Below are 24,183 nucleotides of genomic sequence, written 5' to 3'. Positions count from 1 at the left end.
TCCCATCCCGAACCCGGAAGCTAAGCCCTCCAGCGCCGATGGTACTGCACTCGCCAGGGTGTGGGAGAGTAGGTCGCCGCCGACATTCAACGTGTTGTGGGCCCCCGCCAACAGGCGGGGGCCCACTCTTGTTTTTGGCCCAGTGTCGCACCTGGCACCGACAGATCCGGGGTCGACGACGCGAGTTGTCCACCTCGCCTCTCGGTCATCCACAGTTGCGGCTCCGGCCTCGTTTCCGCGTCGCGAACGGCGCACGCTCGTCGCAGGTGGCCGAACAGGCCGGCGGATACGAGCGAGGAGCGAGCACGATGAGCACGATCTACCTGACGGTGCCGGGGCGGATCGCCACGAAGCCGGAGCGGCTCAGTTCGGCGAAGGGCGGCACCGGGGCGAAGTTCCGCGTGGCCACCACGGAGCGGTGGTTCGACCGCGCCGCCGACTCGTGGAACGACGCGCAGCCGGTGTACCTCACCGTCACGTGCTGGCGGCAGCTCGCGGAGAGCGTCCTCAGGTCGCTCCGCATCGGCGACCCCGTCATCGTGCACGGCAAGCTGATCAACTCGAGCTTCGAGCGCGACGGGCGCGTCGAGCGCAGGCTGGAGATCAGCGCGGCCGCCGTGGGGCCGGACCTGCGGTGGTGCACCGCCGCCGTCACCCGCACGAGAGGGGCGGCGGCCGAGGCTCCGGAAGGTGCGTCGGCCGATGTCGACGGCGCCCCGTCCTCCGGGAGCGGTCCGGCGGCCTCACCGGCGGTAGAGCCGGGCGAGTGGCCGGTCGCGGGCGAAGCGGGTTTCGCGCGCTCGGGCCGCGACGCCCGGGTGGGTGTGCTCGCGGGTGAGGGCGCCGTCGGACCGTGACCGGCCGCAACTACCATCGTCACGTGGCGGAGTTCATCTACAGCATGCAGAAGGTCCGGAAGGCCCACGGCGACAAGGTCATCCTCGACAACGTCACGCTGAACTTCCTGCCCGGAGCGAAGATCGGCGTCGTCGGACCGAACGGCGCCGGGAAGTCGACGGTGCTCAAGATCATGGCCGGGCTCGAGCAGCCGAACAACGGCGACGCGATCCTGGCCCCCGGAGCCACGGTCGGCATCCTCCAGCAGGAGCCGCCGCTGAACGAGGAGAAGACGGTCCTCGGCAACGTGGAGGAGGGCCTCGGCGAGATCAAGGAGCAGCTCGACCGCTACAACGAGATCGCCGAGCAGATGGCCACGGACTACTCCGACGAGCTGATGGAGGAGATGGGCCGGCTCCAGGAGATCCTCGACCACAACGACGCGTGGGAGCTCGACTCCCAGCTCGAGCAGGCGATGGACGCGCTGCGGTGCCCGCCGCCGGATGCCCCGGTCACCCAGCTGTCGGGCGGTGAGCGGCGGCGGGTCGCGCTGTGCAAGCTGCTGCTGAGCAAGCCCGACCTGCTGCTGCTGGACGAGCCGACCAACCACCTCGACGCGGAGAGCGTGCTGTGGTTGGAGCAGCACCTTGCGAGCTACGCCGGCGCCATCCTCGCGGTCACCCACGACCGGTACTTCCTCGACAACGTCGCCGAGTGGATCATGGAGCTCGACCGGGGCCGGGCGATCGGCTACGAGGGCAACTACTCCACCTACTTGGAGAAGAAGGCCGAGCGCCTCGCCGTGCAGGGCCGCAAGGACGCCAAGCTGCAGAAGCGGCTCGTGTCCGAGCTGGCGTGGGTCCGGTCGGGGGCGAAGGCGCGGCAGGCGAAGAGCCGTGCCCGGTTGCAGCGCTACGAGGAGATGGCCGCCGAGGCCGCGCAGTACCGCAAGCTCGACTTCGAGGAGATCCAGATCCCGCCCGGGCCGCGGCTGGGCAACGTCGTGGTCGAGGTCGAGCACCTCGACAAGGGCTTCGACGGCCGCGTCCTGATCAAGGACCTGTCGTTCTCGCTGCCGCGCAACGGCATCGTCGGCGTCATCGGCCCGAACGGGGTCGGCAAGACCACGCTGTTCAAGACGATCGTCGGGCTGGAGGAGCCGGACTCCGGCACGGTCCGGGTCGGCGACACGGTGCGGCTGTCCTACGTCGACCAGAACCGGGCCGGGATCGACCCGAAGAAGACGGTCTGGGAGGTTGTCTCCGACGGGCTCGACCACATCAAGGTGGGCAACGTCGAGATGCCCTCGCGGGCGTACGTGGCGGCGTTCGGGTTCAAGGGGCCCGACCAGCAGAAGCCGGCGGGCGTGCTGTCGGGTGGTGAGCGCAACCGGCTGAACCTGGCGCTCACGCTCAAGCTGGGCGGCAACCTGATCCTCCTGGACGAGCCGACCAACGACCTCGACGTCGAGACGCTCGGATCGCTGGAGAACGCGCTGGAGCAGTTCCCCGGCTGTGCCGTGGTGATCTCGCACGACCGCTGGTTCCTCGACCGCGTCGTCACGCACATCCTGGCGTGGGAGGGCAGCGACGAGAACCCGGCCTCGTGGTTCTGGTTCGAGGGCAACTTCGAGGCGTACGAGCGCAACAAGATCGAACGCATGGGAGCGGAGGCCGCGCGACCGCACCGAGTGACGCACCGTAAGCTGACCCGCGACTGAGAGCTATGCATCCCCCGGCTGGTGAGCCTTACCGGCTCGGGTGGTGGATCCCGGCACTTCAGGAGGTCACGTGGGGTCGACGCGTGCCGAAGGCCGAGTGATCGGAGTGGTACCACGGGTGGACGCAGACCTCGTCAAGGCGGCTGCGACGCTGCGGTGGGCCCGCCCCGATCTCACGGCCGAGCTTGCCGACCACGTGCTCGAGGAGGCGTCCGCCGCAGGCCAGCGGGACCGTTGGCTGGCCGCGGCGGGGTGGGCCGTGCACGCACGGGCCGCCACCGGCGACGGACGCGAAACCGCGTGCACCGTGCTCGCGGCCCTGGGGCGCTGGGGCAACGACGCGCTGGCCGGAGCCGCGGCCGACCGCCTCCGGATCGAGCTGGCGATGGTCGCGGCCGGGGCCGGAGAGGTGGAGTCCGCCCGCGGGCTCCTCGCCGGCGTGCACGCCGACGACAACGACCCCGAGCTGGCCGCCGACCTCCTCTGCGCCCACGCTCGGTGCGCCGTCGAGGACTCCCCCGAGGAGGTCGCGGCCGCGCTCGACGCCGCTGACGCCGCCTGGGCGATGGTCGGTGGCCCGGTGGCGGAGATCGGTGGCGCGTCGGTGGCACTGGTCCGGGCGGTCGTGGAGCGGCGTGCCGGGCGGCCGGCCACAGCCGTCGACCACGCATCCGACGGGCTCGCCCGCCTGGAGCGCGGCCGGGTCGGCTCCGGCACCCCGTCGGGCTACCTGGCGGCGGCGCTCGCGGCGGAGTGGATCTCCGCGCTGCTGGACGCGGGGCGGGTCGGTGAAGCCCGGGACGGCTGCGGCGCGCTGCTGCCCCGGCTCTCCGAGCAGGCGCGTCCCACCCGCCAGCTGGCGCTGCTCCGGCTCACCGTCACGAGGGTGCTGGCCGCGCAGGACCCCCGCGGCGACGGCGGTGCGGATGCTCGCGCCGCCACCGCGCAGCTGCTCGCGCAGGCCGCGGAGGACGCCACCGGGTGCGACGTGCCGGACCTCGAGGCCGTCTGCCGCACGGCGCTCGGTGCGCTGCACGAGCAGGCGGAGCAGCTCGAGGTCGCGCTGGAGGCACTTCAGCTCGCCGTGGGTGCGGAACGCCGCGACCGCGACCGGTCCCGTCGCTTCCTGGCCGCGCTGGCGGAGCTGGCGGCCGAGCCCGAGCGGCCGCAGCGGCGCCGGGAACGGGCGACGTCTCCGGCGTCCGCCCCCGTCGACGCCGCGTCCAGCGCCGATGCAACCACGGTGTTGCCTGCGATCACCCGGAGCGACCGGAAGCTCAGGGCGAGCCGGGGCGAGCACCAGGAGCGCGGGAAGTCCCGCTTCGAGCGGCTGTTCGACGAACCCGCGCCCGTCGAGGCCGACCCCGTGGCCGCCGAGGAGCCCGTGGCCGCCGAGGAGACGGCGTGGGACGCGGTGCCCTGGAACGGGTCGGGCGGCGACTCGCCGATCGGCGACCTGCTCATCAGGAGCTTGCGTGCCGGATCCGACCGGCCCGACGAGAACCGCTCGACGCGTCGCAACGGCAAGGCCGTCGGCGCCCCGGAACACCGCCCCGAGGAGCCGGACGTGTCGTCGGGGTGGGTCCCGACCCTCGACGCGGGCGAGGCCGAGGAGCGGCCCCGGGCGCGCCGCAGGGGCCGACCGGCCGACACCGGACGCCGACCTGCGCGCCGTAGCCGTGACGAGCGGGACGACGCACCGGCCGAGTCCCGGCACGCCGAGCCGGCCGACCGCGACGCACTTCTGGACGCCGACGGTTCCGGGGTGCAGGAGCAGCCGGGGCGCGCGCAGCGGCGCTCGCGTCACGGCGACAGCGAGCGCACCGAGTCCGCTGACCGCACGACGGGCGGGCGCCACGGCAGCCCTGGTGCGGCCGCCGAGACTCCCGGCGACGGCGGCTCGCGGGCTACCCGCGCCGGGCGACGGCGCGCGGAGGAGCCGAGCGCCGAGCCGTGGTCGTCGCGGGCGGAGGTGCGCGGCGAGGCCGAGCCGGCCCTCGAGCCCCCGGCCTCCTCCGACGACTCCGACGACTCCGACGGCTGGCTGCAGTCCGCACTCGCCGAACTCGACCGGGCCCTCAGCGGGATCGGGGTCGGGAAGCCCGTGTCGCTCGAGTCGATCGCGGAGCCGCCGTCCGACGACGGGTGCGCCGTGGTCGTCGACATCGCTCGGGACGGGCGGCGCTTCGCCGGGCCGAGGGCGGCGGCGGTGGTGCGGGCCGTCGCCGAGATGCTCGCCGACCGGCTGCCGCCCGGTGGGAGCACCCGGTTCGGCGACTCCGATGCGCTCGTCGTCACAGGTGCGGGCTGGAGCCGTTCCGATGCCACCGACTGGATGCATCGCACGCTGCCCGGCCTGCTGGACGGCTTCGTCACCGAGGAGGAGCTCCCCGGTGCGCAGCTGCGTGTGGCGGTGCACGACGCCGACGGCCCGGTGGGAGCGCAGATCCTCCAGCCGCTGATCCCCAGCGGGCGCGTGCGCGACCCGGCCGGGCGGCGCCGCCGCGGCGAGCCCGCCGACCCGTGGAGCGAGCTCACCGCCGACCCCTCGGAGGCCAGGGGGCAGAAGTACCGGGCCGCGGCGCGCCGCCGGCAGGAACGCGGGGCCCACGGCCGCACGGAGAACGACACGGGGCACGGGACGGAGGCCGTCGAGCCCGCCGCCGTCGGATCCCCGCGGTGGCCCTTCTCCGGCGACACCGCGCCGCCCGAACCCGAGCCGTCGGACGCCAAGGCGAGCCCGGGACGCCACGGCGCCGACCGCTCCGGTCCGGTGCGCGACGAGGGGGTCGAGCGGGGCCGCCGGCACCGGGTGGATGCCCAGGACCGACCGTCCGGCGAGCGGAGCCCTGCGAACACCGGCGGATCCGGCCGCGCAGCCCGTCGCCGCAGCGGCGACGGACGGGCGAGCACGGGGTCGAACGGCACCGGTTCCAACGGCACCGGTTCCAACGGCAACGGCTCCAACGGCAACGGCTCCAACGGCAACGGGATCGCGAACGGTGCACGCCCCGCGGCCGGTGGATCGGGGCGGCGCGCGAAGCGCGAGGCCGGTGTCGCCACGGCCACCGAGCCGGGCGCCGATCCCGCCACGGCGTCCGGCGGCGATCGGGCAGTGGCGGCGGGCGAGCCCGCCCGGGCGGAGGCGACCGAGAACCTCGGGATCGCCGACCTGCTCGCCGGCGCGCTGGCGGCGTACCGGGGGATCTAGCCCCGCCGGGCCGCAACCGCCCGTGTGCAGGGCCGTTCCGCGCCGGGTTGCGACCCGGGGCGGCGCGATCGACGACCGCGAATCGGTCGCGCGGAGCAGGGCTAGGGTGGCTGGCGAGCCCGCTGCCCCGCGGGCACCCCACGGCGGCGGAGTGAGTACGCCGTCGGCGAGACCCGGAGCTGCATTGTGACGAGCCGGACCCGGGAGCGGGCGCAGTCGCCCGCGACCGATCCCGAGCCGACCGACCCTGCCCTTGCCGACCTGGGGGCGCTGTACGCCCGGCACGCGCCCGACCTGCAGCGCGGGGATCACCTTCCGCTGTTGCTGGGCGCGGCCCGCGGCCACCTGCAGCTCGCCCAGGTGCGGGCCGCCGGTGAGCCGTTGATCCGCGTGCGGGACCCGCAGGAGGGACCGGAGGCGGGTTCGGTCGTCGAGGTCGTCACGGACGACATGCCGTTCCTCGTCGAGTCGCTGCTCGCGGCCGTGGCCCGGGCGGGCGCCGAGACGCAGCGCGTGATCCACCCGATCGTCGTGGTGCGCCGGGGTCCCACGGGCGAGCTCGAGGAGGTGCTCACCGACGCGGATCCGGCGGCCCCGCCCGTCGGTGCGATCGCCGAGTCGTGGATCCACCTCGACCTGCTGCCCACCGATGTCGACCGGGCCGACCTCGAGCAGGCGCTGGCACGCGTGCTGAGCGACGTCCGGGAGATCGTCGAGGACGCCGAGCCGATGGTGCGGCGGGCACAGCAGGTGGCGGACGAGCTGCCGCGCCGTTCCACCGCGGCCGACGGCACCCACCCGGCGGACGTCGCGGAGCTGCTGCGGTGGCTCGCCGACGACCACTTCACCTTCCTCGGCTACGAGCACTACACGGCGAGCGGCGACGACCTGCACGCCGAAGCGGATTCGGGGCTCGGTGTGCTCCGGAAGGGCTCGACGATCGCGGAGAAGTTCGCGCCCAAGGTCGAGAAGGCGCAGGACCAGGACGAGCTGCTGCTGATGACGCGGGCCAGCGCGCCCAGCCCGCTGCGTCCGGTCCACCCGTACTACCTCGCGATCCGGACGTTCGACGCCGGCGGCGGGCTCGTTGGCGAGCACCGGTTCCTCGGGCTGCTCACCGTGCCCGCGCTGTACGAGAGCGTGCTGGACATCCCGGTCGTCGAGCGGCGCGTGCGCGACGCGATCCACCGGGCAGGCTTCCCGCTGGACTCGTACTCGGGGCAGCGGATGCTGGAGGTGATCTCCGGCCTGCCCCGCGAGGAACTGTTCGCGGTGGGCGAGCAGCGGCTGCACGACACCGCGGTCGGCGTGCTCGCGGTGGCCGGTCGCCGCGCGGTGCGGCTGTTCCTGCGGCCCGACCCGTACCGCCGGTTCATCTCGTGCCTCGTCTACGTGCCGCGGGATCGCTACACCACCGACGCCCGCATCCGGATGGCCGACGTGCTGCAGCGCCGGCTGGGCGGCCGGCACGTCGAGTTCACGGTGCGGTTGTCGGAGTCGAGCCTCGCGATGGTGCACTTCACGGTGCTGGCCGAGCCCGACGCCGTCGGGTTCGGCGGGGTCGACACGGAGGAGCTGCAGGACGAGCTCACCGAGGCCGTCCGCACATGGGACGACCGGCTGCTCTCGCAGCCCGACACCGCGAACATGGCCGCGCTGCTGCCCGGGGTGCCCGAGCCGTACAAGGCCGCCGTCGCCCCGCAGCACGCCGTCGAGGACCTCCGTCGGATCGCGGCCCTGTCCGAGGCGGGCGCGTTCGACACCCGCATGTACGTGGCCGACGTCGAGGACGGGGAGCCGCGGTTCACGCTGTACCTCGCCGGTGCGCCGGTCTCGCTGACCGCCGTGATGCCGCTGCTGCAGCAGCTCGGCGTGGAGGTGCTCGACGAGCGCCCGTCGGAGTTCGTGCGCCCGGACGGGCTGCGCTGCTGGCTCTACGACTTCGGCCTGAAGGTCGACGACACCACCCGCGCGGCGTTGGAGGACCCGGAGGCGGTGCAGGCGTTCTGCACGGCGTTCCGCGCGGCGTGGCGCGGCGACGCCGAGTCCGACCGGTTCTCCGAGCTGGTGCTGCGGGCCGGACTGGCGTGGCGGGAGGCCGCCGTGCTGCGGGCGTACGCGCGTTACGCGCGTCAGCTGGGCAGCCCCTACGGCCCGCAGTACATGGCGAACACGCTGCTCGCCTACCCGGAGGCCGCCAGGGCGCTGATGGCGCTGTTCCACGCTCGGTTCGCGCCCGAGCTCGGCGAGCGGGAGCGGGAGGTGCTCGCGGCGCTCTCCGAGGTGCGCGGGCTGATCGACGCCGTCACCGGTCTGGACGCCGACCGGATCCTCCGCAGCTACCTCGCCATGATCACGGCGACGCTGCGCACCAACTACTTCCGGGACCGCGCGTTCCTCTCGTTCAAGCTGAACCCGGCCGAGGTGCCCGGCATGCCGGCGCCGCGGCCGAAGTTCGAGATCTTCGTGTACTCGCCGCGGGTGGAGGGCGTGCACCTGCGGTTCGGGCCGGTGGCGCGCGGCGGGCTGCGGTACTCCGACCGTCCGCAGGACTACCGCACGGAGATCCTCGGCCTGGTCAAGGCGCAGGCGGTGAAGAACGCGGTGATCGTGCCGGTGGGCGCGAAGGGCGGGTTCATCGTCCGGCGCCCCGATGCGGGGCCCGAGGAGGTCGAGTACTGCTACCGGACGTTCGTCTCCGGGCTGCTGGACATCACCGACAACCTCGTGGGCGCGGAGAACGTGCCGCCGCCGAACGTGGTGCGCCACGACGCCGACGACTCCTACCTCGTCGTCGCCGCGGACAAGGGCACCGCGAAGTTCTCCGACGTCGCCAACGACGTCGCCGCGCGGTACGGCTTCTGGCTCGGTGACGCGTTCGCCTCCGGCGGCTCGGTCGGCTACGACCACAAGGCCATGGGCATCACCGCCAAGGGTGCGTGGGAGAGCGTGAAGCGGCACTTCCGCGAGCTGGGGATCGACACCCAGACGCAGGAGTTCACGGTGGTCGGCGTCGGTGACATGTCCGGCGACGTGTTCGGCAACGGGATGCTGCTCTCACCGCACATCCGGCTGCTCGCCGCGTTCGACCACCGGCACGTCTTCGTCGACCCGGACCCCGACGCCGCCGCGAGCTTCGCCGAGCGGGAGCGGCTGTTCGCGCTGCCGCGCTCGTCGTGGGACGACTACGACCGGTCGGTGATCAGCACGGGCGGTGGGGTGTGGCCGCGCACGGCGAAGTCGGTGCCGATCGGACCGGAGATCCGCGCCGCGCTCGGCATCGCCGAGAGCGTCGACCGGTTGAGCCCGCCGGAGCTGATCGCGGCGATCCTGCGCGCACCGGCCGACCTGCTCTGGAACGGCGGCATCGGCACGTACGTCAAGGCGTCGGACGAGACGCACGCCGACGCGGGCGACAAGGCCAACGACCCCGTGCGGGCCGATGCGTCCGAGCTGCGGGTGAAGGTCGTCGGCGAGGGCGGCAACCTCGGTCTGACGCAGCGCGGCCGCATCGAGTTCGCGCGGCGTGGCGGCAAGATCAACACGGACGCGATCGACAACTCCGCGGGCGTGGACTGCTCCGACCACGAGGTCAACATCAAGATCCTGCTGGACCGCCTCGTGGCGGCGGGCGAGCTGGAACGGGATGCGCGCAACGAGGTCCTCCTGGAGATGACCGACGAGGTGGGGCGGCTCGTCCTCGCCGACAACCGCGACCAGAACGAGGTGCTGGGCATCGCGCGGGCCCATGCCCCCGCGATGGTCAGCGTGCACGCGCGGCTCACCGCCGACCTCGAGGCCCGCCACGGGCTCGACCGCGAGATCGAGGTGCTGCCCGACGACGCCGGCTACGAGGCGCTGGAGGCGGCCGGTGCCGGGCTGAGCAGCCCGGAGCTCGCCACGCTGCTCGCCCACACCAAGCTCGACCTCACCGCGCAGGTGCTCAGCACCGACCTGCCCGACGTCGCCGCGTTCGCGGCGAGGTTGCCGGAGTACTTCCCGCACGCGGTACGCGAGCGGTTCGCCGCGGCCGTCCGGGAGCACCCGCTGCGGCGCGAGATCGTCACCACGATGCTGGTCAACGAGATGGTCGACGGTGCCGGGATGACGTACGCGTTCCGGCTGGGCGAGGAGCTCTCGGCAGGCCCCACCGACGCGGTGCGCGCCTACGCCGTCACCACGGCCGTGTACGAGCTCCCGGCGCTGTGGGAGGAGCTGCGGTCGCCGCAGATCCCCACGGCCGTGTCCGACGCGCTCGTCCTGGAGACGCGGCGGCTGCTCGACCGGGCCTCGCGCTGGTTCCTCACCAACCGCCCGCAGCCGCTCGCGGTCGGGGCGGAGGTGAGCAGGTTCGCGACCATGGTGCGCGAGCTGCGAGCGGCCCTGCCGCAGTTCCTGCGCGGGCGCGAGCTGGCGACCGTCGAGATGAAGGCCGCCGAGCTGCGGTCGGCCGGCATGGCGCCGGAGGCGGCGATGCGCAACGCCGTGCTGATCTACGGCTACGGGCTGCTCGACGTCGTCGAGCTCACCGAGCTGTCGGAGCGCGACCGGGAGGCGCGGGAGCCGCAGGAGGTGGCGGCGCTCTACTACGGGCTGTCCGAGCACCTGGGCGTCGACTCGGCGCTCACGTCGGTCACCGCGCTGGAGCGGGGCGACCGGTGGCACGCGCTCGCCCGGCTCGCCCTGCGCGACGACCTGTACGCGTCGCTGCGGGCCATCACCCTCGACGCGCTGCGCGAGGCGGGCCCGGGCACGTCCGTGGACAAGGCCATCGCGCTGTGGGAGAAGGCGAACGCGTCGCGCCTCCTGCGCGCGAGGGCGGCCCTGCAGGAGGTCGACAAGGCGGGGCAGCTGGACCTGGCCACGCTGTCGGTGGTCTCGCGCCAGCTGCGCGGCCTGGCCCGCTGACGCGGCGCCGGGCGCCGGTTGAGAAGGTGGACGGGTGGCTCCCTTCATCGCTCAGGTCTCCGTGCGCTGGACCGACCAGGACGTCTTCCAGCACGTCAACCACGCTGTCACGGTGACGTTGCTCGAGGAGGCCCGCATCCAGCTCGTCTTCGACGCGGCCGGGGCGGAGGGCGTGGCCGGGTTCGCCGCGGGCCTGCTCGTCACGGGCCTGTCGGTGGACTACAAGCGCCAGATCTCCTACCGGTCCCGGCGGCTGCGGGTGGCGATGATGGTGGACGAGATGCGGGCGGCGGCGTTCCGCATCCGCTACGCCATGCACGACGGGCCGGACGAGGCCGACGCCGTGGCGGTCACGGCGGAGACGCGGCTCGCCACGTTCGACCTGGCGGCCCAGCGGCCCCGGCGGCTGACCGCGCAGGAGCGGGAGTTCCTGGGGAGGTGGGCGGCGTGACCCGGCTGACGGTGCCGGATCCGGACGAGCGCGGCGACCTCGGCGCGTTCGTCGCGCGGGTGGTGCGGCTCGACCAGGCCGCGCTCGTGCGGTTGCAGAGCGGCGCAGGCACCGTCACGGCGTGGGCGGCCACGCCGTTCGACGCGCTCGCCACCCGCACCGTGCACGGCGAGGTCGAGCCCGGCGACGTCACGATGCCCGCCGCGGGCCTGCTCACGGCGCTCACGGTGGAGCGGGCCGCCACCGTGGACCCCGGCACCGGCGGGCTCTGGCACGGCGAGCTGCCGCCGTCCGAGGGCTGGCAGCAGGTCGACGACGTGCCGGCCGCGGAGCTGGAGCGGCTCACCGAGCGCGGGCTCGCCCTCGCCAGGGAGAACGCGGGCCCGATGGGACCGCCCGCGTCGCTGCTGGACCAGACCGTGCTCACGGTCTCGGCGGGCGCCCGGCCGGCCGTCAAGGTGCCCCAGGTGAAGGTGCCACTGCGCTGCCTGTTCGCGCTCTCGGGGATGGGTTTCCTCGGCGACACGGGCCCGGACGCGGGCGTCGTGCGCGTCTCGGCCACCGGCAGCTGGATGCGGCTCGACGCCCGCTACGGCGCGATCGTGCGCCGGCGCGTCACGGCGCTCCCACTGCTCGTCGGCTGAGGGGTCACGGTCGTCCGGGCTCAGGCGAGCCAGACCGCGGTGTCCGGGGGGAGCATGCCGTCGGCGAGGGGGCCGCTGGCCAGGATGGCCTCGCCCGGAGGGAGCGGGACCAGCTCGGTGGAGGTGTTCAGCGCGCAGACCAGGGTGGTGCCGGCCCGGCGGAACGCGAAGCAACCGTCCGGCGCGCCGAACCACTCCAGCTCCCGGCCGCCGGCGAAGCCGGGGTGCGTCTTGCGCAGCTCGATGGCCCGCCGCACCAGCGACAGCATGGAGCCGGTGTCCTCGAGCTGCTCCGCTGCGACGAGCTTCCCGTAGTCGGGGGGCATCGGGAGCCAGGGGTCGCCCGAGGTGAACCCGTAGCCCGGCGCGCTGCCCTCCCACGGGATCGGCACCCGGCAGCGGTCTCGGCCCCTGCGGGTCCGGCCGGAGAGCTCCCAGATCGGATCCTGCAGTACCTCGTCGGGCAGCTCGACGTCGGGGAGGCCGAGCTCCTCGCCGTTGTAGAGGTAGACGACCCCGGGCAGCGCCAGCTCGACGAGCGCCATCGCCCTGGCCCGCGCGAGGCCCTCGGCGCCACCGCCGTAGCGGGTGACCGGCCGGGAGACGTCGTGGTTGGACAGCGTCCACGCCGCTGGGGTGCCGACGTCGGCGATGGCGGCGAGCGACTGCTCGATCGCGGTGCGGATGGCGGCGGCCTCGAACGGCGCGCGCACGAGCCGGAAGTTGAAGCCGAGGTGCAGCTCGTCGGGGCGCAGGTAGCGCGAGAACCGGGCGCTGTCGCCCACCCACACCTCTCCCACGACGAGCCGGCCGGGGTAGTGGTCGAGCACGGCGCGGATCATGCGGTGCACGTTGTGCACGTCGTCGTGGTCGAACCGCGGGTCCGGTTCGACCACGGAGGCGGACCACCGCTCGCCGTCGCCGTGGGGTGCCCGGTGCTCCCGGGCATCCGGGAGGTCGGGTGGCTTGCTCATGCCGTGGGCGACGTCGATGCGGAAGCCGTCGACGCCGCGGTCGAGCCAGAACCGCAGGGTCTTCTCCAGGTCGGCCCAGACCTCGGCGTTCGTCCAGTTCAGGTCCGGCTGCTCGGGCGAGAACAGGTGCAGGTACCACTCGCCGCGGCTGCCGTCCGGGTCGTGGGCCCTGGTCCAGGCCGGCCCCCCGAAGACGCTCTGCCAGTTGTTCGGGGGTTCGTCGCCGTTCGGGCCGCGCCCCCGGCGGAAGTGGTAGCGGGCCCGCTCGGGGCTGCCGGGCGTCGCGTCGAGGGCCGCGCGGAACCACTCGTGCTCGCTGGAGGTGTGGTTCGGCACGAGGTCGATCGTGACGCGCAGGCCGTGCTCGTGGGCGTCGGCGACGAGGCGGTCGAACGCGGCGAGGTCGCCGAACACCGGGTCGACGTCGCGCGGGTCCGCCACGTCGTAGCCGTGGTCGGCCATCGGTGACGCGTAGAACGGGGTGAGCCACAGCGCGTCGACGCCGAGCAGCTCGAGGTACCCCAGCCGGGCCCGGATGCCCTCGAGGTCGCCGATGCCGTCGCCGTCCGCGTCGGAGAACGATCGGACGTAGATCTGGTACACCACGGCGTCGCGCCACCACACGGGCCAAATACTGCCAAGCGGATGGGGACGGAGCGAGGGCTGTTCGTCACACCGGGTAGTACTTCGAGCCGTCGGGTGAACCTCAGAAGGGGCTGTTGACCATGCTTGCGGCCGCGTACGTGAGGTATTGCCACAGCTGGTCACGATGGGCGGGGTCCAGCCCGGCGTCGTCGACCGCCACCCGCATGCAGCGCAGCCACGCGTCCCGCTCGATGGGACCGACCTTGAACGGCGCGTGCCGCATCCGCAGGCGCGGGTGGCCGCGCTGGTCCGAATAGGTGCGGGGGCCGCCCCAGTACTGCTCGAGGAACATCCGCAGCCGCTCCTCGGCCGGGCCGAGGTCCTCCTCCGGGTAGAGCGGGCGCAGCACCTCGTCCTCGGCGACCTGCTCGTAGAACCGCCGGACGAGCTTCTCGAAGACCGGGGCTCCGCCGACCTCGGCGTAGAAGTTCTGAGGATCGGTCACGGCTCCATCATCCCTCCCCGCCCCGACTAGGGCATCGACGGGCGTGACTCCGCGCTCGGGTAGACCGATGGGCGGGGGACGCCCGCGTCCTCGTACGCGTCGGCGATGGCGGCGTTGAGCGCGCGCTGCACGGCGAACTGCTGGCCCGGCTTGACCTTGACGGTCAGGCGCAGCGTGACGCCTTCGGCGGCGACGCGTTCGACGCCGAGCATCTCGGGCGGCTCCAGCACGAAGTCGGCCACGTCCTCCTCGGCGACCCGTTCGGTGGCGGCGCGCTCGGCGATGGCGCGGGCGCTGGGGATGTCGGCGGCGTGGGAGAGCGGCAGGTCGATGACGGCGACGGCGTAGCCCTGGCTCTTGTTCCCGACGCGCAGGATCTCGCCGTTGCGGACGTACCAGACGGTGCCCTGGTGGTCCCGCAGCGTGGTGATCCGCAGCCCGACGGCCTCGACGACGCCGCTGGCCTCGCCCGCGTCGATGATGTCGCCGACGCCGTACTGGTCCTCCAGGAGCATGAACATGCCGGAGAGGAAGTCGCGCACGAGGTTCTGGGCGCCGAACCCGACCGCGACGCCGACGATCCCGGCCGAGGCGAGGATCGGTGCGAGCGCGACGCCGAACTCGGCGAGCACCATGATCGCGCCGACCGTGAGGATGACGGTGGAGCTGATGGAGCGCAGCACCGAGCCGATGGTGCGGGCCCGCTGCGCGCGGCGGGGGGTGGTCGGGCCGTTGCCGTTGGTGCTCCCGCGCAGCCGGGGTGCGCGGCCGACGAGACGGGTGATCCGGGAGTTGGTGGCGCCCTCGACGATGCGGTTGATCGAACGATGGATCACGTACCGGGCCGCGATGCACAGCACGACGATGAGCGCCGTGTTGAACGTCGTGGACATGATCGTGTCGGCGGAGCGGGCCAGGAAGTCGCTGTTGGTCCACTTGTAGAACTCGGCGCACCAGCTGCCTGCGTCGGCGGCGCAGGTGGGTTGGCCGGGGACGGCGGCGGTGGGCAGGACGGTGGTCACGACAGCTCCAGACCGGTGTGTGCGGCGAGGAAGGACAGCTGGTCGACCGCCAGCGCGACGCTGCGGGAGACCGCGCGGGCACCGTGGCCCACGTCGGTCTCGCGGCGGATCAGGACGGGACGGGTGTGCGGGTCGCCCGTGGTGGCGTGCTGCAGGGCGGCGCACATCTTGCGGGCGTGCAGCGGGTCGACCCGGGTGTCGGAGTCGAACACGGTGAAGAGCACGGCCGGATACGCCACACCCTCGTGGACGTGGTGGTAGGGCGAATAGTTCAGCAGCCAGCCGAGCTCTTCGGGATCGGCGGCGGTGCCGTACTCGTCGTTCCAGGTGCGGCCGAGGGAGAACTCCTCGTAGCGCACCATGTCGAGCAGCGGCGCCGAGCAGACGACGGCCCGGTACAGCTCGGGGCGCTGCGTGAGGGCCGCGCCGACGAGCAGACCGCCGTTGGAGCCGCCCATGATCGCGAGCCGGTCGGCCGCGGTGTCGCCCGCGTCGACCAGGGCGGTGGCGGCGGCGTGCAGGTCGTCGAAGACGTTCTGCTTGTGGGCGCGGTTCCCGGCGAGGTGCCACTCCTCGCCCTCCTCGCCACCGCCGCGCAGGGACACCAGCGCGAACGTGCCGCCGTTCTCGACCCAGGTGAGCGCCGACGCGGTGTAGGCGGGCTCGCGGCTGATGCCGAAGCCGCCGTAGCCGGTGACGAGCGCGGGCCGCGGGCCGGACGCGCCGGGCGGCGAGATGACGAACATCCGCACGGTCGTCCCGTCGGCCGAGGTGAACTCGCGGTGCTCAGTGCGCACCGCGGGCACGTCGACGGAGCCGGGTGCGGCGACCTCCCGGACCGTGCGGTCGGTGGCCAGGTCGTAGCGGTGCACCTCGGGCGGCGTGACCAGGTCGGTCCAGCCCAGCCACAGCCGGCCCGCCTCGGCGGGGGTGTCCCGGTCGGCCACCGAGAAGCCGGTGAGCGAGCCGGTACCGGGGAGCGGGACGGTGCCGCGCAGGCTGCCGTCCTCGGCGTCGTGCAGCGCCACCTCGGCCACGGCGTGCCGGGCGCGGGCGAGCGCGAGCAGGGGCGGCCCGTCCGGCCGTTCGAGCCGGCGCACCGCCTGCAGCACCGAACCCGGGTCCTCGGGCACCAGCTCGCGCCAGTGCTCCCTGGCCGGCGTGCGCGGGTCGGTGACGGCCAGCCGCCAGCGGGGCGCGCCGTCGGTGGTGTGCAGGTACAGCAGCCCGTCCCGGTCGACCCATGCGTGGCACTGCACGTCGTCGGCCTGGGTGAGCACCGGCGTCAGTTTCGGCGTCCGCTCGCCGAGCTCGCCGATCCACACGCTGTCGCGCCGCGCTGTGCCGACGTTGCCGGTGACGACCAGCCAGCCCCCGTCCCGCGAGATGTGCACGCCGTAGTAGGTGTGCTCGTCGTAGAGCCCGGGTCCGTCGATCAGCTCGTCGTCCGCGGTGGCCGTGCCCACCCGGTGCCGCCACACCCGGCGGTGGAACGCCTGTTCCCCGGCGGGCACCTCGTCCTCGGCCACCATCCGGACGAACACGAACTCCTCGCCCCCGGGCAGCCACGAGACGTCGGAGTACCGGCAGCGGTCGATCGGCTCCTCGACGTCCTCCCCCGTGGTGACGTCCAGGACGTGCAGCACCGAGTGCTCGTCGCCGCCGCTGGAGAGCTGGTAGGCGAGCAGGCGGCCCTCCAGGTCGGGCACCCAGCCGTCGAGCGTGGTGCGGCCGGTGGGGTCGAGGGCCACCGGGTCGAGCAGCACCCGCTCGGCGCCGCCGGGCTCCCGGACGTGCAGCACCGCGTGTTCCTGCCCCGGCTCCCGGCGGGTGGAGAAGCGGCGGCCCGCGCGCCACAGCGGAGCCGACACCGATCCCGCGGACATGAGAGCGCTCAGCCGGGTGGCGAGCCCGTCGCGGCCGGGGAGCCCGTCGAGGTGCTCGCGCGTCAGCAGGTCCTGCGCGGCCGCCCACTCCCGCGTGCGCGGGTCGTCCGGGTCCTCGAGCCACCGGTAGGGGTCGGCCACGCGGTGCCCGTGCAGCACCTCGACCAGATCGAGGCGCTCGGCGGCCGGGTAGGGAGCGTTCACGCGGGCCGAGGTTACGTCACCCGGTCCAGTGGCCTCCCTCAGGCGGGCGCCTACGGAGCGCAGCCGCGTCCGAACCGGTGAGGGTGAGCGCGGGGACGGCGTCGGAGTTGCCGATCACGCCCACGAAACGGCTGTCGTCCCCCACGACCGCGACGACGCGGCCGGGGCCGGCCTCCTGGATCGCGGCGGGCAGCCACTCCCCGCCGCGGAGGTACCACCAGCGCTCGGCGAGCACCCCCAGCCCGGCCGAGCGGACCTCGGCGATCGCGGTGTCGCGGTCGGGTGCGGTGGTGAGCTCGGCGCCGAACACCACGAGCGCGCGCCAGCCACCGTCCGAGCCGGGCTCCACGAACCCGATCAGTTCCCCGTCGTCGCGACGCACCTCGGTCCTGGACATGCGGACCACGATCCGTGCCCGGGCCCGTCAGCGGCAAACCGTTAGGCCGGCCGGCGGTCGCCCACGTGGGCCGGCACGGGGGCATCGGAGGGCAGCGTGGGGCACGTCTCGGGGATTCCGAAGACCGTGCGCACCGGCAGCACCCCGGCCCAGCGGCCACCGGTGGCGATGTCGGGCTCGTCGTCGCCCGGCGGGCCGGTGCGCACCTTGACGCTCGCCTCGCCGAGGTCGACCGCGAACACCGCGGTGGCGGCGAGCTCGCGGCGGTCCGGCTCGCGGGCGTGCTCCCAGGAGCCCGGCGAGAGCTGCTCCGTGATGGCGCGCAAGGCGGCGAGCTTCTCGGCGGGGTCGGTGACGAGCCGGGCGGAACCGTGCACCACGGCGCTGCGGTAGTTCATCGAGTGGTTGAACACCGAGCGGGCGTAGACGATCCCGTCGACGTGGGTGACGGTCAGGCAGACCGGTGCGCCGTCGGCGATCCGGAGCCACCCCGCACCGGTGGAGCCGTGCACGTAGACGGTGTCGTCGACGCGCCCGTAGCCGGTGGGCAGCACGACGGGGGCGCCGTCGCGGATGAGCCCGATGTGGCCGACGAGCCCCGCGTCGAGCACGGCGTGCAGGTCGGCGCGGTCGGTGCGGGCGCGTTCGCGGTGGCGGGTCAGGGCGGTGCGGGTGGTCGCCGCTTTTGTGTCCGAGAGGCTCACGGTCCCATGGTCGGTGCGGAGGTGGCATCGTGGCAGGGCCACTTCCGCCCGACTTCGGAAGGCCACTCGTGGACCTGCCGCCGCTGCCGCTGGACCGCACCGCCGGGCGCCCGCTCGCCGTCCAGCTCGCCGACGCGCTGCGCGCCGCCACCGCCGACGGGACGCTCTGCGCGGGCGACCGCCTCCCCTCGACGCGCGCGCTCGCGGCGACCCTCGGCGTGAGCCGCACCGTGACGGCCGCGGCGTACGACCAGCTGCTCGCCGAGGGCTGGGCGCAGGGGCGGCGCGGGTCGGGCACGTACGTGGTGGGGGCACCGGCCGGACCGCCGGCCCGCGTGCGTACCCCGGCCACAGCCACGGCGCCTCCCGAGCGCGCACTCGTCGACCTGACGCCCGGGACGCCGTGCGTGTCCGCGCTGGACCGGGCCGCGTGGCGGCGCGCATGGCGGGCCGCCGCCGACCCCGCCCCCGACATCGGCCCGGACGCCGTGGGGCTGGAGGCGTTCCGGGTCGTCGTGGTCGAGCACCTCCTGCGGCACCGCGGCCTGCCGGCCGACCCCGCCGACCTGCTCGCGACCGCCGGCAGCACGGCGGCGATCGGCGAGCTCGCCCGCACCTTGCCCGCGGGCGCCCGGGTTGCCGTCGAGGAGCCCGGCTACCAGCGGGCGACCGCCGCGCTGCGCGACGCCGGGCTCGTCGTCGCGAGCGTGCCGGTGGACGCGGCGGGCCTCGTGGTGGAGGCGCTCCCGCGCGGGCTCGCGGCCGTCTACTGCACGCCTGCGCACCAGTACCCGACGGGATCGCGGCTCTCGGCCGCCCGCCGGGTGGCGCTGGTGGAACGGGCCCGTGCCGAGGGGTTCCTCGTGCTGGAGGACGACTACGACGGCGAGCTGCGCTACGACGTCGCGCCGCTGCCGCTGCTCGCCGCGCTCGGACCCGACGTCGTGGTCCACCTCGGTACGGCGAGCAAGCTGCTCACCCCGACGCTCGGGGCCGGGTGGCTGGTCGCCCCGCCCGCGGTGCGGGACGCGCTGCTGGAGGCGCGCGAGCGCTCCGGTGGCCGACCCGGGCGGGCCGGGCAGCGGGTGTTCGCCGCGTTCGGCGCCCACGGTGACCTGGCGCGGCACCTGCGGCGGCTGCGGCGCGAGCTCGCCGGGCGGCGGGCCGCGGTCGGCGCCACCGTGCTCGCCGCCGGGCTCTCGGTGGCGGGCGACGCCGCGGGCGCGCACGTCGTGGTGCCGCTGCCCGACGCCACCACCGAGCGGGCCGCCGTGGCCGCGGCGGCCGCGCGGGGCGTCCGGCTGGACGGGCTCGCCCGCCACCACGCCGGGATCCCGGCAGGTGCGGGGATCGTGCTCGGCTACGCGGGCCCGGCCCGCGACGAGCTGGAGCGCGCATTGCCGGTGGTGGCCGACGTGCTCGCCGGGCCATGATCGGATGATGCTGCGCGCACGCATTCTCGCCGAGAGCCTCCGGCCCGGCGCCGTCCTGGAAGTGCCCGACCTGCGCGTCGCCCGGATGTGGCGGGAGGACGTGTCGGCGTCGGCGGGGCCGGGCCAACCGCCGGTGTGGACGCTGCTCGACGTCGAGGCGCCCGACGAGCGGGCGGGCGAGCTCGCCGACGCGCTGGCCGCGGCCATCTCCGCCGAGGGCGGCTGGTACGCGGACTTCCGGGTCGGCGGCGACCACGTCGTGGTCTTCGCCGGACGGTCGTTCCGGTACCGGCGTGGGGACGAGCCGGCCCGGGCCCACGTCGTCGGGTACGGCAGGAGCGTCGGCGTGCCGGAGCACCAGCTCGACTGGAATGGTTGAAACCCCGTCCCTAGGAGGATCTCCATGTCGACCGTCACCTTCGTCGGGGTCGGGGCCATCGGCCTGCCGATGGCCCGCAGGCTGGTGGACGCCGGCCACGACACCACCGGCGTCGACACGCTCCCCGCCGCGCGCGAGCGGGCGGCCGCCGCAGGCGTACCGGCCGTCGGCAGCTTCGGCGAGGCGCCGCCGGCCGAGTTCGTGATCGCGATGGTGGCGACGCCCGACCAGCTCGACGCCCTCGTCACCGAGGCACTGGCCGGGGACGTCGCCGGGCGGCGCTGGGTCGTGATGAGCACGGTGGGGCCGGAGTCGGTACGCGCGCAGGCCGCGCGGCTGACGGAGGCGGGCGCCGCCGTCGTCGACGTCCCGGTGACCGGCGGGATCGCGCGCGCCGCGAAGGGGGAGCTGACGCTCTTCGCCGCGGGCGCCCCCGCGGACGTCACCGCGGCGCGTCCGGTGCTCGAGGCACTGGGCGTCGTGCGCGAGGTCGGCGGGGAGGTCGGCGAGGGACAGGCGATCAAGGTCGTCAACCAGCACCTGTGCGCGATCCACATCGTGGCGGCGGCCGAGGCGCTCGCGCTGGCCGGCGCGCTCGGCCTGGACCGGGCCCAGGTCCTCTCGCTCGTCGAGCAGGGCGCCGCCGGGTCGTTCATGCTGTCCGACCGCGGCCCGCGCATGCTGCAGGGCACCGATGTCGACGTCGCCAGCGCGATCTCGATCTTCGTGAAGGACAGCGGGCTCGTGGCGGACGCCGCAGGCGCGGTGGGCGCCCGCACCCCGCTGCTCGACGTGGCCCGCGACCGCTACCTGCGGGCCGCCGACGCCGGCCTCACCGCCCGCGACGACTCGCGCGTGATCGAGACCTACGAGGAGGGAACGGCATGACCGACGACCGACGCACCGCCGTGCTGACCGGCGCGGCCTCCCGGCGTGGCATCGGCCGCGCACTCGCCGGCCGGCTGGCCGGCGAGGGCTGGGCGGTCGCGGTGCTGGACATCGACGCGGACGAGGCGCGGGCGGCGGCCGCCGAGATCGGCGAGGCCCGTGGCGTGCCCACGCTCGGCCTCGGCGTGGACGTCTCCGACCAGGGCTCGGTCGATGCGGCGATCGGCGAGGTGGAGGCCGGGCTGCCGCCGATCGTCGGGCTGGCCAACCTTGCAGGGATCGCCTCGCCCGTCCCGTTCCAGAACGAGACGGTGGAGGGCTGGGACCGGATCTTCGCAGTGAACGCGCGTGGCACGTTCATCGTGACCCAGCGGGTGGTGCGCGGCATGATCGAGCGGAAGCGGGGCCGGATCGTCAGCGTGTCGTCGGTCTCGGCGCAGCGCGGCGGCGGCACCTACTCGAAGGTCGCCTACAGCGCGTCGAAGGCCGCGATCATCGGCTTCACGCGCGCGCTCGCCCGCGAGGTGGGGGAGCACGGCATCACCGTCAACGCCGTGGCGCCCGGGCCGATCGACACCGACATCATGGGCGGCCTGCTCACCGACGACCGGAAGGCCGCCATGTCGGCCGACACCCTGCTCGGGCGGGTGGGCACCCGCGACGAGGTCGCGGCGCTCATGGCCTTCCTGCTGAGCGACGACGCCGGCTGGATCACCGCCGCGACGTACGACATCAACGGCGGGCTCCAGGTCTCATGACCGTGATCGAGTCCGAGCTCCTCGCCGGCTACCCGGCCGAGGTCGAGGTCCCCGCGAGCGAGGTGGCGGCGTCCGTCGCGGCGTCGGGACGCACCCTCGTGGTGCTCGACGACGACCCGACCGGCACCCAGTCCGTCGCCGACCTGCCGGTGCTCACCCGCTGGGAGAGCTCGGACCTCGCGTGGGCCTTCGCGCAGCACGCCCCCGCGGTGTACGTCCTCACCAACACCCGGAGCCTCGATCCGGCCGAGGCGGAGGTGCGCAACCGGGAGGTCGTCCGCAACGCCCTCGCGGCCGCAGACGGGCGCGCGCTCGGCTTCGTCAGCCGCAGCGACTCCACACTGCGCGGGCACTTCCCCCTCGAACCCGAGGTGATCGCCGACGAGCTGGCACGGGCCTCGGGCGCACGCACCGACGCCGTGGTGATCGTGCCCGCGTTCCCGGACGCGGGCCGCGTCACGATCGGGGGCACGCACTACATGCGCGACGGTGCGGGCGGGCTCATCCCGGTGGCCGAGACCGAGTTCGCGCGGGACGCCACGTTCGGCTTCACGCGGTCGCGCCTCGCCGAGTACGTGGAGGAGAAGTCCGGCGGCCGGTACCCGGCCCGGGACGTGCTCGTCCTCGACCTGGACGTGATCCGCGGCGGGCGCGTCGCGGACGCACTGGATGCAGCCACCGGCGGCGTGCCCGCCGTCGCCGACGTCGTCACCGAGAACGACCTGAGGGCGCTCGCGCTCGGGCTGGCGGAGGCGGAACGGCGGGGCAAGAGCCTGCTGTACCGGGTGGGGCCGCCGTTCGTCCGGGGCCGGATCGGGCAGGAGGTCCGCGCGCCGCTCACCGCCGAGGAGGCGTTCGCGGGACGCGCGCCCGGCCCGGGCGGCGGGCTCGTGGTGATCGGCTCACACGTCGGCCTCACCACCCGGCAGCTCGACGTGCTGCGCGCCGAGCACCAGAGCGCCCGCGTCGTCGAGCTGGAGGTGGAGAAGCTGCTCGAGGGCGCGGCCGGGGAGGTCGACGCCGTGGCCGACGAGGTCGTGGCAGGCCTCGCCGACGGGGACGTCGTGCTCCACACCAGCCGCGCGTTGGTGCGGGCCGACACCCCCGACGGGAGTCTGCGGATCGCCCGCACCGTATCGACCGCCCTCGTCGACGTCGTCCGGCGGACCCTCGCCGCGCACCCGCCGCGCTTCGTGGTCGCCAAGGGCGGGATCACGTCGTCCGACGTCGCCAGCGAGGGCCTGCAGATCCGCCACGCGATCGTCCGCGGGCCGATGCTGCCCGGCATCGTCTCGCTGTGGGAGCCGGTCGGCGGTCCGGCCGCCGGCATCCCCTACGTCGTGTTCCCCGGCAACGTCGGGGACGACCGGTCCCTGCTCGACGTCGTGCGCGTGCTGGCTAGCGTCGGGGGGTGATCTCCCGTCTCGCGTTGAGCGGCGTGCTGCTCCTGCTGATCGCCGCCTGCGGGCCGGTGGAGCGGACCGGGCCGGGCCGGGCGGAGCCGGCACCCGCGCCGAGTCGGTCGCAGACCACGGTGTCGGTGCAGGGCAGCCAGATCCTGGTGAACGGCACACCGTCCACCCTGTTCGGGTTCCGGGTGGCCAGCGCGGCGATGCGCGACGACTGGACCGACGAGCTGATCTCCCAGCTGGACACGTGGCGCGACCACGGCGTGAACAGCTTCGTCGTGTGGCTGCAGGGCTCCAGCGGTGGGTACTCGCCGGTGTTCACGCGCGACGGCGAGATCGACCGGGGCACCAGCGAGATCACCTCGATCGTCGGGTTCGGGCACGACGAGCGGCACACCGCGAACGGCTCCACCAGCGGTACGCAGGTCGTCGAGCGGACCAGGCGCATCGTCGCGGCGGCGGACGCCCGCGGGATGGTGGCGATCGTCGGGCTGTTCTACCGGTCCGCGGCCGAGGACGACTCCACCGAGACGCTGACCGCCGCCGCGCGCACGGCCGCGGCCGCGCTCGCGGGCTACTCGAACGTCATCTTCGACGTCTACAACGAGCCCGACGACTCGAACTCGATCGAGTCGGGGCACAGCCTGCGGGAGTACCTGCGCGCGGTGAAGGACGCGGCGCCGGGCCGCCCGGTCGGCACCGGCACGGTGGAGACCGACGAGAGCGCGGACATCGCGGACATGGACGACGTCGACGTGGTGATGCAGGACGCCGGGAGCAACGCCGACGAGGCGATCGACGCGTTCGACACGCTCCAGGACCACACCGACAAGCCGATCATCAACGTCGAGTCCTTCGGCGGCAGCGGCCAGGGCTTCCTGGACGACGACACGAGGTCGGTGCCCGCCCCGCCGGGCTACTCGGTCGACTTCCCCGGGTGGCGGCGCGTCTTCGGCGCGTGGCGCGACGAGGACTACGCGAGCGCGACCGACGGCGCCATCGCCGGGAAGGACTCCTACCGGCGCCTCATCGACCACGTCGCCCGTGACCCGGGGAAGCAGATCCACCTCATGGTCCACGCCGCCGGCTGGTTCCAGGGCGCGTCCCGGGTGGGAACGGCCGACCACCTCGGCGCCCCGGGTACGCCGGACCGGTGGAACAACACGTTCCAGGTCGGGCCCGGAACCGCCGACGGGACGCCCGGGAACCCCGGGATCGGCTGGATCCTGGAGCGCATCGGGGCGAACCGCGGCTGACCAGTGCGGTGG

At 74.2% G+C, this 24,183-nt stretch carries 18 protein-coding genes and 1 rRNA gene; 13 read left to right on the top strand and 6 right to left on the bottom strand.

The annotated features are described in order from the left end of the window. The 7 genes from rrf to ABEA81_RS32135 form a co-directional block, all read left to right on the top strand. Positions 1-85, top strand: a 5S ribosomal RNA gene (gene rrf / locus ABEA81_RS32165); the annotation flags it as partial. Positions 86-308: 223 nt separating this feature from the next. Beyond that, complete coding sequence (locus ABEA81_RS32160) at positions 309-857, top strand: single-stranded DNA-binding protein (RefSeq protein WP_345610359.1); 549 nt, start codon at positions 309-311, stop codon at positions 855-857. Positions 858-880: 23 nt separating this feature from the next. Next, positions 881-2,557 (top strand): energy-dependent translational throttle protein EttA, encoded by a 1,677-nt coding sequence (gene ettA, locus ABEA81_RS32155; protein WP_345610357.1) that lies wholly within the window; start codon positions 881-883, stop codon positions 2,555-2,557. Between the two features lie 118 nt (positions 2,558-2,675). Beyond that, complete coding sequence (locus ABEA81_RS32150) at positions 2,676-5,768, top strand: hypothetical protein (protein WP_345610356.1); 3,093 nt, start codon at positions 2,676-2,678, stop codon at positions 5,766-5,768. 186 nt (positions 5,769-5,954) lie between these two features. Then, on the top strand, positions 5,955-10,676 hold the full coding sequence (locus ABEA81_RS32145; RefSeq protein WP_345610355.1) for an NAD-glutamate dehydrogenase: 4,722 nt from the start codon (positions 5,955-5,957) through the stop codon (positions 10,674-10,676). A gap of 34 nt (positions 10,677-10,710) precedes the next feature. Then, a complete protein-coding gene (locus tag ABEA81_RS32140; RefSeq protein ID WP_345610354.1) occupies positions 10,711-11,127 on the top strand; it encodes an acyl-CoA thioesterase in 417 nt (138 codons plus the stop codon). Next, positions 11,124-11,771 (top strand): hypothetical protein, encoded by a 648-nt coding sequence (locus tag ABEA81_RS32135; RefSeq protein ID WP_345610353.1) that lies wholly within the window; start codon positions 11,124-11,126, stop codon positions 11,769-11,771. Before ABEA81_RS32140 ends, ABEA81_RS32135 begins: the two co-directional genes overlap by 4 nt. A 20-nt stretch (positions 11,772-11,791) precedes the next feature. On the opposite strand, the gene ABEA81_RS32130 is transcribed toward ABEA81_RS32135, so the two are convergent. The 6 genes from ABEA81_RS32130 to ABEA81_RS32105 all read right to left on the bottom strand — a co-directional run bounded on the left by ABEA81_RS32130 (position 11,792) and on the right by ABEA81_RS32105 (position 18,048). Beyond that, positions 11,792-13,369, bottom strand: a complete 1,578-nt coding sequence (locus tag ABEA81_RS32130) for a glycoside hydrolase family 13 protein (protein WP_345610352.1) — start codon at positions 13,367-13,369, stop codon at positions 11,792-11,794. Positions 13,370-13,451: 82 nt separating this feature from the next. Beyond that, positions 13,452-13,835, bottom strand: coding sequence for a globin (locus ABEA81_RS32125; protein ID WP_147258178.1), 384 nt, complete (start codon positions 13,833-13,835; stop codon positions 13,452-13,454). A 26-nt stretch (positions 13,836-13,861) separates the two neighbouring features. Next, positions 13,862-14,857, bottom strand: a complete 996-nt coding sequence (locus ABEA81_RS32120) for a mechanosensitive ion channel family protein (protein WP_345610351.1) — start codon at positions 14,855-14,857, stop codon at positions 13,862-13,864. Then, positions 14,854-16,947: a prolyl oligopeptidase family serine peptidase gene (locus tag ABEA81_RS32115; RefSeq protein ID WP_345610349.1), complete on the bottom strand. Its 2,094-nt coding sequence runs from the start codon at positions 16,945-16,947 to the stop codon at positions 14,854-14,856. The genes ABEA81_RS32120 and ABEA81_RS32115 overlap by 4 nt, the downstream gene beginning before the upstream one ends. A 16-nt stretch (positions 16,948-16,963) precedes the next feature. After that, positions 16,964-17,344, bottom strand: coding sequence for a hypothetical protein (locus ABEA81_RS32110; protein ID WP_345610347.1), 381 nt, complete (start codon positions 17,342-17,344; stop codon positions 16,964-16,966). Positions 17,345-17,385: 41 nt separating this feature from the next. Beyond that, on the bottom strand, positions 17,386-18,048 hold the full coding sequence (locus ABEA81_RS32105) for a pyridoxamine 5'-phosphate oxidase family protein (RefSeq protein WP_345610345.1): 663 nt from the start codon (positions 18,046-18,048) through the stop codon (positions 17,386-17,388). Positions 18,049-18,077: 29 nt separating this feature from the next. Here ABEA81_RS32105 and pdxR point away from each other — a divergent pair, with 29 nt between their 5' ends. From pdxR to ABEA81_RS32075, 6 genes are read left to right on the top strand one after another with little or no spacing between them, the layout of a single operon-like run. Beyond that, positions 18,078-19,481, top strand: a complete 1,404-nt coding sequence (pdxR, locus tag ABEA81_RS32100; RefSeq protein WP_345610343.1) for a MocR-like pyridoxine biosynthesis transcription factor PdxR — start codon at positions 18,078-18,080, stop codon at positions 19,479-19,481. Between the two features lie 4 nt (positions 19,482-19,485). Continuing rightward, positions 19,486-19,860, top strand: a complete 375-nt coding sequence (locus ABEA81_RS32095) for a hypothetical protein (protein WP_345610341.1) — start codon at positions 19,486-19,488, stop codon at positions 19,858-19,860. A gap of 24 nt (positions 19,861-19,884) precedes the next feature. Beyond that, complete coding sequence (locus ABEA81_RS32090; RefSeq protein WP_345610339.1) at positions 19,885-20,748, top strand: NAD(P)-dependent oxidoreductase; 864 nt, start codon at positions 19,885-19,887, stop codon at positions 20,746-20,748. Continuing rightward, positions 20,745-21,506: an SDR family NAD(P)-dependent oxidoreductase gene (locus ABEA81_RS32085; protein ID WP_345610337.1), complete on the top strand. Its 762-nt coding sequence runs from the start codon at positions 20,745-20,747 to the stop codon at positions 21,504-21,506. The genes ABEA81_RS32090 and ABEA81_RS32085 overlap by 4 nt, the downstream gene beginning before the upstream one ends. Continuing rightward, positions 21,503-22,921 carry a four-carbon acid sugar kinase family protein gene (locus ABEA81_RS32080; protein WP_345610335.1) on the top strand — a complete coding sequence of 473 codons (1,419 nt, stop codon included), beginning with the start codon at positions 21,503-21,505 and terminating at the stop codon, positions 22,919-22,921. Before ABEA81_RS32085 ends, ABEA81_RS32080 begins: the two co-directional genes overlap by 4 nt. After that, positions 22,918-24,171, top strand: a complete 1,254-nt coding sequence (locus ABEA81_RS32075) for a cellulase family glycosylhydrolase (protein ID WP_345610333.1) — start codon at positions 22,918-22,920, stop codon at positions 24,169-24,171. The genes ABEA81_RS32080 and ABEA81_RS32075 overlap by 4 nt, the downstream gene beginning before the upstream one ends. The last annotated feature ends 12 nt before the right edge of the window (positions 24,172-24,183 follow it).

The organism is Pseudonocardia adelaidensis (assembly GCF_039543345.1).
Lineage (GTDB): Bacteria > Actinomycetota > Actinomycetes > Mycobacteriales > Pseudonocardiaceae > Pseudonocardia > Pseudonocardia adelaidensis.
This window is presented reverse-complemented; position numbering and strand designations above follow the sequence as displayed.

What these genes read in the sequence shown, in the direction of transcription:
- ABEA81_RS32160 (WP_345610359.1), top strand. Translation starts at nt 309, where the DNA reads ATGAGCACGATCTACCTGACGGTGCCGGGGCGGATCGCCACGAAGCCG.
- ABEA81_RS32110 (WP_345610347.1), bottom strand. Translation starts at nt 17,344, where the DNA reads ATGTCCAGGACCGAGGTGCGTCGCGACGACGGGGAACTGATCGGGTTC.
- ABEA81_RS32095 (WP_345610341.1), top strand. Translation starts at nt 19,486, where the DNA reads ATGATGCTGCGCGCACGCATTCTCGCCGAGAGCCTCCGGCCCGGCGCC.
- ABEA81_RS32090 (WP_345610339.1), top strand. Translation starts at nt 19,885, where the DNA reads ATGTCGACCGTCACCTTCGTCGGGGTCGGGGCCATCGGCCTGCCGATG.
- ABEA81_RS32085 (WP_345610337.1), top strand. Translation starts at nt 20,745, where the DNA reads ATGACCGACGACCGACGCACCGCCGTGCTGACCGGCGCGGCCTCCCGG.
- ABEA81_RS32080 (WP_345610335.1), top strand. Translation starts at nt 21,503, where the DNA reads ATGACCGTGATCGAGTCCGAGCTCCTCGCCGGCTACCCGGCCGAGGTC.